The 13748-nt window shown below is 67.6% G+C and carries 12 protein-coding genes; 2 read left to right on the top strand and 10 right to left on the bottom strand.

The window, feature by feature from the left end:
* Nucleotides 1–7: 7 nt before the first annotated feature.
* A complete protein-coding gene (locus I8J34_RS05325; RefSeq protein WP_214360347.1) occupies nt 8–1252 on the bottom strand; it encodes a pyridoxal-dependent decarboxylase, exosortase A system-associated in 1245 nt (414 codons plus the stop codon).
* Nucleotides 1253–1430: 178 nt separating this feature from the next.
* Here I8J34_RS05325 and I8J34_RS05320 point away from each other — a divergent pair, with 178 nt between their 5' ends.
* Nucleotides 1431–2465 (top strand): GNAT family N-acetyltransferase, encoded by a 1035-nt coding sequence (locus I8J34_RS05320; protein ID WP_214360346.1) that lies wholly within the window; start codon nt 1431–1433, stop codon nt 2463–2465.
* Between the two features lie 13 nt (nt 2466–2478).
* Here the strand turns inward: I8J34_RS05320 and I8J34_RS05315 are convergent, their stop codons facing one another.
* Genes I8J34_RS05315 through I8J34_RS05280 form a run of 8 tightly spaced genes read right to left on the bottom strand, consistent with a single transcriptional unit; the run spans nt 2479 to nt 10548 of the window.
* Entirely contained in the window at nt 2479–3309 is an 831-nt protein-coding gene (locus I8J34_RS05315; protein WP_214360345.1) for a hydrolase 2, exosortase A system-associated, read from the bottom strand.
* Complete coding sequence (locus I8J34_RS05310) at nt 3306–3554, bottom strand: acyl carrier protein (protein WP_214360344.1); 249 nt, start codon at nt 3552–3554, stop codon at nt 3306–3308. Before I8J34_RS05310 ends, I8J34_RS05315 begins: the two co-directional genes overlap by 4 nt.
* A 35-nt stretch (nt 3555–3589) precedes the next feature.
* Entirely contained in the window at nt 3590–4504 is a 915-nt protein-coding gene (locus tag I8J34_RS05305; RefSeq protein ID WP_214360343.1) for a hydrolase 1, exosortase A system-associated, read from the bottom strand.
* Nucleotides 4501–5313: a sulfotransferase family protein gene (locus I8J34_RS05300; RefSeq protein ID WP_214360342.1), complete on the bottom strand. Its 813-nt coding sequence runs from the start codon at nt 5311–5313 to the stop codon at nt 4501–4503. The genes I8J34_RS05305 and I8J34_RS05300 overlap by 4 nt, the downstream gene beginning before the upstream one ends.
* Complete coding sequence (locus I8J34_RS05295) at nt 5310–6308, bottom strand: glycosyltransferase family 2 protein (RefSeq protein ID WP_214360341.1); 999 nt, start codon at nt 6306–6308, stop codon at nt 5310–5312. The genes I8J34_RS05300 and I8J34_RS05295 overlap by 4 nt, the downstream gene beginning before the upstream one ends.
* Entirely contained in the window at nt 6305–7282 is a 978-nt protein-coding gene (locus I8J34_RS05290; protein ID WP_214360340.1) for a glycosyltransferase family 2 protein, read from the bottom strand. The genes I8J34_RS05295 and I8J34_RS05290 overlap by 4 nt, the downstream gene beginning before the upstream one ends.
* 50 nt (nt 7283–7332) lie before the next feature.
* Nucleotides 7333–9075, bottom strand: coding sequence for an arsenate reductase/protein-tyrosine-phosphatase family protein (locus tag I8J34_RS05285; protein ID WP_214360339.1), 1743 nt, complete (start codon nt 9073–9075; stop codon nt 7333–7335).
* Nucleotides 9076–9120: 45 nt separating this feature from the next.
* A complete protein-coding gene (locus I8J34_RS05280; protein ID WP_214360338.1) occupies nt 9121–10548 on the bottom strand; it encodes an oligosaccharide flippase family protein in 1428 nt (475 codons plus the stop codon).
* Between the two features lie 291 nt (nt 10549–10839).
* Here I8J34_RS05280 and I8J34_RS05275 point away from each other — a divergent pair, with 291 nt between their 5' ends.
* The gene (locus I8J34_RS05275) at nt 10840–12417 is read left to right on the top strand and encodes an acyl-CoA ligase (AMP-forming), exosortase A system-associated (protein WP_214360337.1); all 1578 of its coding nucleotides are present in this window, start codon (nt 10840–10842) and stop codon (nt 12415–12417) included.
* Here I8J34_RS05275 and I8J34_RS05270 read toward each other — a convergent pair whose 3' ends face one another.
* Nucleotides 12418–13641: a glycosyltransferase family protein gene (locus I8J34_RS05270; RefSeq protein WP_214360336.1), complete on the bottom strand. Its 1224-nt coding sequence runs from the start codon at nt 13639–13641 to the stop codon at nt 12418–12420.
* Between the last annotated feature and the right edge of the window lie 107 nt (nt 13642–13748).

Below are 13748 nucleotides of genomic sequence, written 5' to 3'. Positions count from 1 at the left end.
ACGCGGGTCAGACCAGCACTTCAACCACACCCGGATGGCCGAGGAACTGCTGCGGGCTGGCCGTGGCGCCATAGGCGCCGGACTGGAAAACCACCACCAGATCGCCGATCTCGGCATGGGCCAGCAGCATGCGCTCGCCGAGCAGATCGAGCGGGGTGCACAGCGGCCCGACCACCGAGACGAGCTCGTCGGCGGGCGCATCCATGCGGTTGCCGATGGCCAGCGGGTAGTTCTTGCGCAGCACCTGGCCGAAGTTGCCGGAGGCCGACAGGTGATGGTGCAGGCCGCCATCGGTGACCAGGTAAGTTAGACCGCGCGACACTTTCCGGTCGGTGACCCGGCACACATAGATGCCCGCCTCGCCGACCAGGTAGCGGCCCAGTTCGAGACAGAGCTGGGCCTCGGGCAGTGCGTGGCGGGCCTGCTCGGCGATCTGCGCGAGGTTGGCGCCGATAGGCGCGAGATCGAGCGGGGTGTTGCCGGGAAAATAGGGAATGCCTAGCCCGCCGCCGAGGTTGAGGCTGCGCACCGGCGCGGGGGCGTGGGCCGCCAGTTCCACGGCCAGCGCGAAGCTCTTTTGCTGCGCTTCGATGATCGCCTCGGCGCGCAGGTTCTGAGAGCCTGAAAAAATATGAAAGCCTTCGAACTGCAAGGGGGTTTTGGCCACGCGCGCCAGCACCGCCGGGATGCGCTCGGCGTCGATGCCGAAGGGCTTGGAGCCGCCGCTCATCTGCATGCCCGAGGCCTTGAGCTCGAAGTCCGGATTGACGCGCAGGGCGACCCGCACCGTCCAGCCGGTGTCGACCGCGATGGCCGCCAGCCGGTCGAGCTCCTGCTCGGACTCGACATTGAGCAGGATGCCGGCGGCCGCGGCCTGGCGCAGCTCGGTCTCGCGCTTGCCCGGCCCGGCAAAGCTGATCGCCGTCGGCGCAACGCCGGCATCGAGCGCCACCTTCATCTCGCCGATCGAGGCCACATCGATACCGTCGACCCGGTCACGCATGTGCGCGACCAGCACTGGCATCGGATTGGCCTTCATGGCGTAATGCAGCTTGATGGCCACCGGCAGTGCGGCGCGCAACTCGGCGATGCGCCTATCGATGGCGGCGCGCTCGTAGGCATAGAACGGCGTCTGCCCGATACGCGCGGCCAGGCGTGACAGCGGCTGACCGCCGACGATCAGTTCGCTGCCGGCAACCGGAAACGTGTCGATGGGCGCGTGCGCAGCAGCAGAGCGAGGAGTCGAAGTCATGGTGTCGGGGGCGGGATTCTGTTGACGGGGGGAGGTGTGTGAATCCTGCTAGCATGCGCGCGGCGCGCTCGGCAGCACAGGGCGTTTTTCACGGCGGATGCTTGCCGGTGGAGTCTACAACGACACGCAGCGCATGCGTGGCTTGTCGGCCGCCGGTGGAATAAGGAACACAGTAGGCATGCCATGTCATCGGATCAATGTGGACGAAGCGGGCGAGGCGCCGATGGCGCAGGCCTGGCAGGCCAGCAGCTTCGACACCGAGTGGGCCTGGTTTCGCTTGCTGGCACGCACCGCCTTGCCGCCCGAATCGGCACCGGCGTTGTGGTATGCCGACGCCGACGGGCAGTTGCTGGCCGGCTTGCCGGTGCGCCGCGACGGCCCGCGCCGCCTGGCGGCCTTGGGGAATTTCTACACCGCTTCTTTTGCGCCTCAATTGCGATCCGTCGCCGCCATGAGCGCGCTGCTGCGCGAGATGATGGCCGCCGAGCGTGCCTACAGCCTGGATCTGCAGCCCATGGCGCCGGAGGATTCGCGCTTCGAGGCCATGCGCACCGCGCTCGCTGGCGCCGGGCTGGTGTGCTTCGACTACTTCTGTTTCGGCAACTGGTATCTGCCGGCGCGCGGCCTGCGCTACGACGACTACCTGGCCGGCCGGCCCGGTTCGCTGCGCAGCACGCTCAAGCGCAAGGGCAAGAAGTTTGCGGCGGCCGGCGGGCGGATCGAGATCGTCAGCGGCGGCGCTGAGCTCGACGGCGCCATGGCCGCCTATCAGCAGGTGTATGACGCGAGCTGGAAGCGCACCGAGCCCTTTCCCGACTTCATGCCGGGCTTCATGCGCCTGTGTGCCGAGCGTGGCTGGCTGCGCCTTGGCGTGGCCCGTCTGGGTGAGGTGCCGATCGCCGCGCAGGTTTGGGTGGTGCGCGACGGCCATGCGGCCATCTACAAACTGGCCTATGACGATGCGCAAGGCGAATGGTCGGCCGGCAGCCTGCTGACGGCGGCGCTGATGCGGCGGATGCTGGACGAGGAGCAGGTCGACGAAGTGGATTACCTGATCGGCGACGACGCCTACAAGCGCGACTGGATGACGCATCGTCGCGAGCGGCGCGGTCTGCGCGCCTACGACCCGCGCCGCTGGCGCGGGGCAATGGCAACGCTGGGCGAAATGCTGCGACGGGCGGCCCGCCCGCTCGTGGCCCGATGGCAGCGCTGAGGTCGTCGGCGGCTCAGGCCGGCGGGGTGGCGGCTGGCGCGTAGCGCGCGGTGGTCTGCGCGACCAGATCGGGCGCTTCGTCGCGCTTGTGCAGTTGCCACAAGGGGGCGCCGACAAAGGGATGGGCGGTGACCTGCGCGCCCAGTTTTTCGAGCGCGTCGAGGTTGCGGCGGCAGGCGATCGACAGTTCGGCGCCGGCGTCGGCGACATGTTCGAACCAGTCGATGCGCACGCCTTCAAGGCCGCTCAGTGCGCCGAGCTTCTGCGCGCTGATGCCCTCGACCAGCGGGCCGGACAGCGAGTACCCGGCCACCTCGACCACAGCGCCGCCGGCCAGTGCGGCACGGATATCGTCGGTGGATTCGGCGGGCAGGCCTTGCCCCATCAGCCAGGCGACCCGCTGGCGCAGGGTCTGGGTGACGAAGGGTTTGCCGTCGGCCACGGGCTGCCACAAGAGCAGTTGCGGGTAGCGGCCGGGCGCCTTGGCGGCGACGCTGGCGGCCAGCAGGGCACCGAGGCGAAAGCCCCACAGCGTCACCGCCTGGCCGGTCTTGTCTGCCAGCCAGGACGCCGCATCGCTGACATTGCGCTCCCAGATGTCCCAGCGGGCGTCTTCGAACTCGCCCTCGCTCTCGCCGGTGCCGAACAGGTCGATGCACAGGCTGGCGTAACCCAGATGGGCGAAGGCGCGCGCCTGTTCGGCGACGATGGCGCGGCAGCGGTTCATTTCCTCGGCGAAGGGCGGCACATACAGCACGGCGCCGCGCGGGCGGCCCTGCGGCAGGCATTCGAGCGCGAACAGCCGCGCTCCGTCCGATTCGAGGAAGAACGGCCGCATGGTCATGCCAGTTTGGTGTCGATGTAATTGGACAAGGTGCCGACTGTACGGAACAGGTCTTCGTTGATGTCGTCGTCGTCCACCTCGATGCCCAGCTGCTCTTCCATGGTGCTCAGCAGGCTGACCACGGTGAGCGAGTTGAACTCGGGGAAATTGCCCAGCAGCGGCGTGTCGGCGGTCAGGCCGTTGGCTCGATCGCCGAGTTGCAGGGTCTGACGCAGGAGGTCTTTGGTGATGTCCAGAGGGTTCATGGTGGGGGCGTTCGCAGGGTATGGGGAAAACGGTTTCAGGAATTGGCCGGCACGCGCGCGGCGGGAGGATCGAGCAGCCAGGCGCGGGCCAGGGCGATGATTTCATTGCGGGCGGCCAGCGTCGAATAGGTCTGGTCGGCATCGGGCAAGTCGTGGCGGGTCACGCTGCGGGGGGCCGTCATGGCTTGCTGCCAGGCGGCATCGGCGGCGACGATCTCGTCGAATTCCATGCTGACCAGGCTCTGGCCACTCATCAGCAGCAGCATGTCGCCCTTGAAGCGCGCCAGGCCGGCACGCATGCGCGGCACGGCGGGGGCGGCCGGATCGTCCGGCGTCGGGCCGGCCGCTACCGCGGGGGTTGGGCGTGAGGGCGCGAGCCGTTGTTTCAAGCGGCCCGCGACCATGCGCGCCACGGTGGCCAGCGCCGGCAGGGGGTTGAACTGGAGGCGCAGCACCTTGAGCCAGAATTCCTTTTCGCGGATGCGGCGGCTGTAATGACGTTTGACCATGACAGCGTTGCCGGCGTCCTCGTTGCTCACCCACGGGTTGCCGACCATGATGCCGGTCACCTCGGGGAACTTCCAGGCGTTGATCAGGATCGCCGAGGCGGCATCGCAGCCGCCCCACAACACCACTTCCTGCATGCCGGGCACGAGGCTGCGGAAATGGGCGAGCGCGGCGCGCAGATCGGCCTCGACGTCGGCGAATCCGCGAAACGCGCCCTCGCTGTCGCCCAGGCCGCGATAGTCGAAGCGCATCACCGGGATGCCGTCGGCGGCCAGCTCGCGCGCCAGCTTGACCTGCAGACGGCCCACGCCGCCACGATACTGCGGGCCGCCGGCGACGATGGCCAGCACGCCGCGCGCTTTCACCGTGTCGGGCACATGGGCGACGCTGATCAGGGCGTCGCCCTCGCAGTCGAAGACCGAAGGGATTTCGTTAACCGTCATGGTGCGGCCTCGGCAATCTGTCCGCCCTGGCGGGCGCCGGTGACCGCGGCCGGGCCATGGCGGGCGCTGCCGGCGATGAGTGCGGCGCGGACCTCGCGATAGCGCGCTTCGGCCGTGGCCAGCTGGGTCGGGTCGATCTCGATGTCGGAATAGTCGCTCCGGCTGCGGCTGATCTGGCCGGACTTGAGCCGGGCCGAGTGATCGCCGGTATTGCCGTGGCCGGTGTTGGCGAAGGTGTCGTAGCGCGAGGGGATCGGGGTGTCGAAACCCAGCCAGTCGGACAGCGCGGCCAGCGTTGCGTCGGTGTCGGTGATCAGGCTCTCGGCATCGAGATAGAAATAGCGCGGGCCGAGAGCGGCGGCGATGTCGCCCAGCTCGCCGATGCGTTCGATGTAGTAGGCCGCGGCGCCGTCCGGCGTGGCCTCGGGCAAGTGCGGGGCATGCTTGCGGAACAGGGCGACCAGGCTCTTGATCGACTGCACCGGCTCGCGCAGCATGAAGATGGTGTGCGTGCGGCCCCGCTGCAGCAGGGCGGGCGCCACATGGTGACCGGTGTGCAGCACCTTGTCGAACATGTAGCGCGCGCCGGGCTTGGCGGTGTGGCGGGCGAAGTGGCGCAGTTTCTGCCGCCACAGGCTCTTCCAGCTGTAGTAGCCGATATGCATCTCGTAGTAGCCCTCGACCTGCGGGTGGCTGCCGATGAGATGGCCGAACAGGCTGGTGTTGGCCCGCATGTGGCTGAGCAGGAAGATGTTGCGGTGGCGCAGGACCAGTGACGGATTGCGGATCAGGGCGTGCAGCAGGCTCATGCGGGGCTCGTGCTCTCGTGGCGGGCATGCCCGGTCAGGGCGCGCAGGGCCAGCCACAGCGTCCAGGCCAGCGCCTTGAGGGAAAAGGAAATCATCAGCGACTCCTTCATGTAGAACAAGGCGTCGCCGATGCGGCCTGCTTGCGCGAGTATCTGCGCGATGTGCTTGAGTTCATAGCCTTTTGCCCGTTGTGCGTAGCGGCGGATGCTGGCCGATCGCGCTCCCAGGATTGCCTTGTCGAAGATGCGCAACTGATAGAGCTTCTTCTCCAGCGCGCCGACCATGGTCGAGGCGTTGTCGGCGCCTTGCCGGTTCGGAATATGGTGCCGGGCCACGACGATCGGGTTGTAGAGTATGCCGTCGGCAGCATCGATGGCGCGCAGGAATATGTCACGGTCCTCTTCGTAGCGCAGCGATTCGTCCAGGCCGCCGAGCTCGTCGAAGAAACTGCGCCGGTAGATGGAGCAGTTCAGGTGGGCGAAACTGGGCAGCTTCAGCAGCGCGTCGGCATCGATCGGCCGGCTGCCGGCGGCGTCGGCTGGACCGCAGGCGAAGCGCTCGGCGCCGCGAATCCAGAGCGCCTCCGAGGGCTGGCGCCCGTCGTGGAACACGGCTTGCTGGTCGCTGAGGTAGAGATCGACCGCCGATGCGCTCGCCCGCAGGCTGGTGTCGCAGCGCTGCAGGTGCTGCGGATCGTCCCACAGGTCGTCGTCGTCGAGGAAGGCGAGATACTCGCCGCATGCCAGGGCGGCACCCGTGTTCCGGCTGAAGCTGGGGCCGTGGCCTGCCGCGCGCGGCGGCAGCGGATGGAGCCGGACCCGCGGGTCGGCGGCGGCGTCGAGTTGCCGGTAGGCGGCCAGATCGGCCTCGGTCGCGCCGTCGATGATGGCGATGACCTCGAAACGCGGGCCTGCCTGTGCCAGCACCGAGCGCAGCGCCCGGTCGAATTCCATCGGGCGGTTGCGCGTGGGAATCACGACCGTGAAGCGGGTCACGCGGCGCCTTTGCCGGAGGTGTCCGGGGCGCGCAGGCGGTTGACCAGCGCGGCGGGCAGTCGGGCGATCATGGCTTTGAGGCGCAGGTTGCGATCGATCTGTGCGGCCGGCACACGGGCGAGTTGCTCGCGCATGGTGCGGTAGTCGTGTTCGAGCCATGCCCAGGAGGCGGCATCCACGCGTGAGGCGGCGATGGCGCGCTCAAGCGCCACATGATATTTCGCCGGTATCCAGCCGTCCTGTCGGGCGCGGTCGAGCATGCTGGCGCGTTCGATGTTGACCCGACTGCGCTGGCGCGAAAAATTGCCGGCATGGCGGCGGGTCGATGCGGTGATCGTGTCGTCGCTGGCAACGGCGCCGTGCAGCACGCAACGCCAGGTCATGTGGGCGTCCCAGCAGCCGAGTCGACTGAACACCGGGTCGATGCCGCCGCTGCGCTCGTAGAGGCGCCGGCTCATCATCGCGGCGGTTGGGAACACCGGGTTGTAGTCGAGAAAGCGGGCCAGCTGATCCGGGCCGAAATAGCGGAATCCGTCGGCATCGGCGGCCGGCAGCCCGTCCCACCAGCCCGCGGGAATGTCGTCCCAGGCATGAAAGCCTTCGATCGCCGCGTCGCCGAAGCTGGAGAAGTTGGCGAAGAGGAATTCGGCATCGGGATGGCGCTCCAGCAGCGCGGCCTTGCGCGACAGATGGTTCGGGAACCACTGGTCGTCGTCGTCGCACATGGCGATCCAGTCGGATCGGCACAATTCGATGGCGGTCTTGAGTGCGGCGCCGGGGCCGACGTTGTCGATGCGGTGGTAGCGGATCGGCCCGTCGATGGCCTTGATCACGCGCTCGGAATCATCGGAGGAGCCATCGTCGACGATCACGATCTCGGTGGGCGGGAGCGCCTGCGCAAGGATGGCGCCGATCGTCTCTCCGATCAGGTGGGCCCGGTTGTAAGTGGCGATGGCGACTGAGATCTCGAGCATGCGTGTCCTGTGTTTCGCGTTGAGGGTCGATGGGTGGGCGGCCGGCCTGCTCAGGTTTTCGACGCGATGAGCATGGCGGTCAGGGCCTTGACGTTGCGCGTGACCTGATCGAACACGCGCTCATACACGGCCACCGGTTTGCCGTAGGGGTCGGGGATCTCGCCGTTCTCGTCCGCCAGCGGGTCGGCCATGCCAAGCAGAAAGGTGCGCCGGCTGGCGTCGGGGAAGCTGGCCTGCATGGTTTTCAGGTGCGCCAGCTCCATGACGAAGACGATGCTCGCCGCGTTGGCCATGTCGGCGGTCAGGTGGGTGGACGACCAGGCGGACAAGTCGGTGGCATGGGCTTGCGCCACATCCACCATCACCGGATCGGCCGGGCGCTGGCCCTGAGCATGAAAGCCGGCGGAGTCGATCCGCACCGTCTCGGGCAAGGCCGCGCTGGCCAGGTAATGCGCCACGGCACTGCGGTTGATGTTGCCATGGCAGACGAACAGCACCCGGTTGGCCGAGCCGAGCGCCTGGCGAACGGTGCCGTTGGACCAGGCCGCGCGCTGGGCGGCGAGCAGGCGGGCGTCGGCACGGAGCCGGCGGTAGCGCTGCCAGTAGCTGCCGACGATGCGGCCCATGTCGACCAGGCCGGGCAGCGGGTCCGACAGCCGCTGCACGTCGAAACGATGGCGCCAGTGCAGACACAGCGCGGTGTCCTTGAGCACCGAGCGCCAGGACGGTATGCGCACGAGGCGCGGCGGCGCGTTCTTGCGGGCGATGTGCTCGAACCAGTCGACATCGCGGGCCAGATTGCGGCAGATGACACCAGCGCGAGCGGGGGGCGAGAGCGCGGCCTTGCCCTGGCACAGCAGCGTGTACAGCATCGCGGGGAAGTTGGCGCCCGCCGCCGCGGCCAGTGGCAAGGATCCCCAGAAGCGGCCGTTGATCTCCATGAGGCGGAACTGGCCGCTGGCCGGGTCGTGCTTGAATTCCACCATGGCCACGCCATGCCATTTCATGGCTGCCATCAGGCGTCGTGCGGCGTCGAGCAGGGCCGGGGTGATGTCGACGCTCATGCGCAGGCTGCTGCCGCCGCCGGTCAGGGGGACTTCATGCAGGCGCCGGTGCTGGAAGGCGTAGACCACCTCGCCGTGGTCGGCGAGCAGCTCGATGCCTTCGCCGTCGCCGCGGAAATACTCCTGGAGGATCACTTCGCCGAAGCGCAGTGCGTGCGCGACATGGGCGCGCAACTCGTTGTCGTCGAAGGCGTAGCTGACGGTGAGCTGCACATTGCGGGCCTGATCGGTGCCCACCGAGCTGACCGGTTTGATGACGATCGGGAAATCGAATTGCGCACGGGCCGCAGGGAGTTCGTCGAGGGTGGCGACGCGCACGCTGCGGGGAACCGGAATGCCGATGGATTCGGCCAATGCCACGGTGGCGGCCTTGTCGAGCGCGATCTTCAGGCTCTCGGTCGGTGCCATCGCGATGTGGCGATCGTCGACTCGCTCGCGCTGTCGAAGCAGCGGCGACAGCGTGCGCTCGGTCACCGGGATGATCAGGGCGTAGCGGCCGGCCTCGGTGACGTCGTGCATCCAGGCGATAAAGGCGTCGGGATGCAGCAGCGGGTCGGGATAGACCCGGCACGCATCGATGACGCGCGAATAGCCGGTCAGCGGCTTGTCGACATGACTGGCGACGTCGACCACGAGGCCGATTTCCTTCAGCGAACGGGCGACCGACAATGCCGGAGCGAGGTCGGCATCGAGCACCAGGATGCGGTCAGTGGTCGAAGTAGCGGTCATGGGATGGCGACGGCGCGCGTGCGGGGGGAAGGTCGGTGCATCATTTTAGGCCGCGCCTGCGGCGCCGCAACGTTTCCGGATGATACCAAGCACCGTCGACTCGAGGCCGGATGGCTTGCCGCCCAGTTGCCATAGCAGCATCGAGCTGCCGGCGTAGATCAGCGCCCCGATCACCGCCTTGAGCGCGAGCGCGCCAAGAGTGGGCAGGTCGGCGGGGAAGGGGATATGTGTGAGCAATGCGGCCATGGCCCCGGCGGCCAGCGCGGGCCGCCACAGGAAGGCGAAGATGTGATGTGCCGGCAAGCGCAGGTGGCGGGTGCAGACGCCGGTCAGGACGGCGGCTTCGACTGCCGACAAGGCGGTTTTCATGAGGATCAATGCGCTCAGCCCGCCAAATTGAAAGGCCGGGTAGAGCAGGGCCAGGAAAACGAGGGTGCGTACCAGACCGATGCGCGCGGCGCTGGCCTGAAGGCCGGTCATGGTCATGAAGCGGCCGAGGTTCTCGGCAATGGCGAAAAACAGCCAGAAGAAAGCGAACAGGCCGATCAGCGGCGCGGCCTCGGTCCACTGGGCGCCGAGAATCACGGCGGTCAGCTCCGGTGCGACGCACCACAAGCCGACCGAGGCCGGTGTGATCAGGGCGACGAAGATCGAGGTGGAGATCACGAAGGCGTTGCGCAGCCGATCGGGCTCGTTTTGCAGTTTGGCGAAACCGGGGGTGAGCGCCGAGCCGGCCGGGCTCATCAGGTCGACCGTGACGGTGCCGGCCACATCGACCCCGACCGAGTAGAAGCCCAGCTCCCGTTTCGATATCAGTCCGGTCAGGACAAAACGATCGGCGGCATTGAACAGTTGCCGGGCGATGTTGGTGACCAGAATCCAGCGGGAGAATTGCCACAATTGTCCAATGCCCTGCAGGCGAAACCGGGGGCGGTACGGGCTCATGCCGTAGCTGAAGGCGACCTCGTAGGTGTATCGGGCAAAGGCGCCGAGCACGATCGCCCAGTACGAGCGCAGGGTGACGGCCAGCGCAATGGTGGTGGCCACGCCCATCAGGCGCGGGTACATGCGGAACCGGAAGAGGCGGTCGAACTCGAGCTCGCGATGGAAGGTGACGGTGCCGATGTTCTCCAGGCCCTTGATGGCGAGGCTGGCGCCCATGATCAGGCTGATGCCGATGACCTCGGGCGCGTTGGCATAGTCGGCCATCCAGGGCGAGGCCACCATCAGCAGGCCGCCGAAAATGAGGGATTTGATCAGGCGCAGCGTCCAGGCGGCATCGAACTCCGGACGTCCGGCACGCTGATTGTGGATCAGTGCCAGGTCGAAGCCGAAGTCGAAGAAGCCGTCGATGATCGAGACGACGGCGGCCACCGTTGCCACCAGACCGAAATCCTCCGGCATCAGCAGGCGCGCGAGGATCATCGTGCTGACCAGACCGAGCAGTCGGTGCGACCAGCGCGTGGCGATCATCCATGCGGCGCCGATGACGAGCTTGCCGCGCAAAGGAGGCGGTGGGACGGAGGTTGGGGGCATCGAAAGGCCAGCGTCTCGAAAGGACAAGAGAGTAACGCAACTGCGCCAAACGCCATGTGACGTTGGACACGTCGCGGTCGGTGTCGGATGAGCTCTGGCGCGTTTCGCACCATGACGGAATGCTCAGCGCAGTTGGGCCGTCGTGCGAGAAGATACGGGATAATTTCGCGCCCCGGCATGCCGGGGCCAAATGTCCAACGTCAAGCACCAACCATTGGGAGCCGCCAGATGGCGTCACTGATCCATGAACTGATAACGCAGAGCGCCACGCAGACGCCCGACGCCACCGCACTGCGCGCCGGCGATCGTAGCTGGTCGTATGTCCAGTTGGCCGACGAGGTGCAGCGCACCGCGGCCCTGTATGCCCAGTTGGGCCTGAGCGGCGGGGAACGGGTGGCGGTGTGGCTGGACAAGCGGGCCGAGACCGTCTTTGCGTTGTTCGGCGCTTCGCGCGCCGGCGGCGTGTTCGTGCCGGTCAACCCGCTGCTCAAACCGGCGCAGGTGGAGTACATCCTCAAGGACTGCAACGTGCGCGTGCTGGTGACCAGCGCCGAGCGGCTGGCGCTGCTGCAGGAGGTGCTGCCACGCTGCCACGATTTGCGTCAGGTGGTGGTGACCGGCGATACCGTCGCCGCACCGGTCGACCCGCTGCGCATCGTGCGCTGGGCCGATCGCCCTGAGGCGGCGGCGCCCGCCGTGGATGCCATCGATGCGGACATGGCGGCCATTCTCTATACCTCGGGCAGTACCGGCCGTCCCAAAGGAGTGGTGCTGTCGCACCGCAACCTGGTGGCCGGGGCGGCGAGCGTGTCGAGCTATCTGGAGAACACCGCCGACGATCGCATCCTCGCGGTGCTGCCGCTGAGCTTCGACTACGGCCTGAACCAGCTGACCACCGCCTTCCAGGTCGGCGCCTGCGCCGTGTTGATGAACTACCTGATGCCGCGCGACATCGTGCGCATGGTGCAACGCGAGCGCATCACCGGTCTGGCCGCGGTGCCGCCGCTCTGGGTGCAACTGGCCCAGCTCGACTGGCCGCCCGAGGTCGGGGCGCATTTGCGCTACATCACCAACTCCGGCGGGCACATGCCGGCCAACGTGCTGGCGGCCTTGCGCGCGCGGCTGCCGACGATGAAGCCTTACCTGATGTACGGCCTGACCGAAGCCTTCCGCTCGACCTATCTGCCGCCGGCCGAGCTGGACCGGCGCCCCGGCTCGATGGGCAAGGCCATTCCCAATGCGCAGGTGCTGGTGGTGCGCGAGGACGGCACCGAGTGCGAACCGGGCGAGCCCGGCGAGCTGGTGCATCGCGGGGTGCATGTGAGCCTGGGCTACTGGAATGACCTGGAGAAGACCGCCGAGCGTTTTCGTCCGGCACCGGGCCAGCCGGCCGGTTTGCCGATGGCGGAGATCGCAGTGTGGTCGGGCGATACGGTCAAGAGGGACGAGGAAGGTTTCCTGTACTTCGTCGGTCGGCGCGACGAGATGATCAAAACCTCGGGCTACCGGGTCAGTCCGACCGAGGTCGAGGAGGTCGTCTATACCACCGAGGCGGCCGCGGAGGCCGCGGCCATCGGTGTGCCCCATCCGGTGCTGGGGCAGGCGATCGTGCTGGTGGTCTTTACCCCCGCTGCACCGGCGCATGCGCCGGAGACTATTCTCGCCACCTGCCGCGAGCGCTTGCCGGGCTTCATGGTGCCGGTCCGTGTGCTGGTGCATGAGACGCCCTTGCCGCGCAATCCAAACGGCAAGATCGATCGCAAGCAGCTGGGCGAGGTGTATGCGGCGTTGTTTGACGGCGCCTGATCAGCTGGCCATGCGATCGAGCAGCTTGGCCAGTTGCGCGGTGCGCTGGCGTCGTGAGGCGGCGGCGACGATCTCTTCATCGGCCAGCGCGCGCCGTGCCGGATCGGTGAGGAAAGCGCCCAGCGCCTCGCGGATCGCCTGCGGCTGCTCGAGCGGCACCACCAGCGGCACGCCGGCGGCGGCCAGCTGCCGGCCGGTGTCGCCCGCCGGGTCCGCCAGACCCAGAATCGGCCGGCGGGCGCGCAGGTATTCGTAGAGCTTGGCGGGAATCTGATGGTTGCAGTTGCCCGCCTGCAGCACCAGCAGACCGTCGGCCCGCTGCATCTCGGCAATGGCGTCGCGATACGGCAAGGGGGGCAGGACCTCGATCAGGTCGGTCAGATCGTGGGTGGCTGCCAGATGCCGGATCAGGTCCTCATGCACCGGCGCGCGAAACCTCAGACGCAGTTGCGCGGTCAGTGCGGGGTTTTCCCGGCGCAGCGTGGCGAGGGCCGCAAACAGCTGCGTGGGGTCGCGCTCCTGCGGATAGACGATGCCGCTGTGAAGCAGGGTGAGATGGCCAGGGGTCAGCGGCTCGTCGGCGACTTCGTCGGCAAAGGCCGCTTCGTCGTAACCGTTTTCGATGAGGTGCATGCGCGCCGCGGCATCCGGGTAGCGTTGCCGGTAGTCGGCGAGCGCACTCGGGGCGGTGAAGCTGAACGCGGCGGCCTGCCGGGCAGCGCTTTCTTCGATGCGCTTGAACGCCCGCCACTGCGCCGGATCGGCCGGGTAGTCGGGTTGGGCCATGGGGTCGCGGAAGTCGGCGAGCCAGGGCAGGCCGGAATGCTGCTGAAGGCCGGCTGCAATGCGGTGCGCGGTGGCGATCGGATAGGTCGACCAGAGCGCCTGGGGGCGATGACGCCGTATCAGTGCGCGGCCGTGGATGGCAGCGGCAAATTGCCAGTTGGCCCAGCGATCGGGCAATGCCAGCCAGCCCGGATAGCGGCCGGCGATCGACAGGTGACGGGCGGCATCGAGCCCGAAGGCGCGGCAGACCACGGTACCGGCCGGGATCTGCGCCAGCTGGTCGTCGCTGGTCGCCGGGTAGGCACAGGGCGTGATACTCAGTACGATCGGCTCCCACCCGAACTCGGGCAGGTGCTGAATGAAGCGCAAACTGCGCTGCACGCCGCTGCTTCCCTGGATCGGCGGGAAGTGGTAGGCGATCATGAGGAGGCGCTTCATGGTGGGGCACCTGGCGATGGTCGGTGCCCGCAGAGTCATGACGACCGGGAACCAGTTCATGTCTTCGGGGCGAACACGGCCATTATAATAACTAGTTCATGCCTTCG

Source organism: Denitromonas iodatirespirans (assembly GCF_018524365.1).
Lineage (GTDB): Bacteria > Pseudomonadota > Gammaproteobacteria > Burkholderiales > Rhodocyclaceae > Nitrogeniibacter > Nitrogeniibacter iodatirespirans.
Note: the sequence above shows the minus strand (reverse complement) of the source record. Positions and strands in the feature narration are given on the sequence as shown.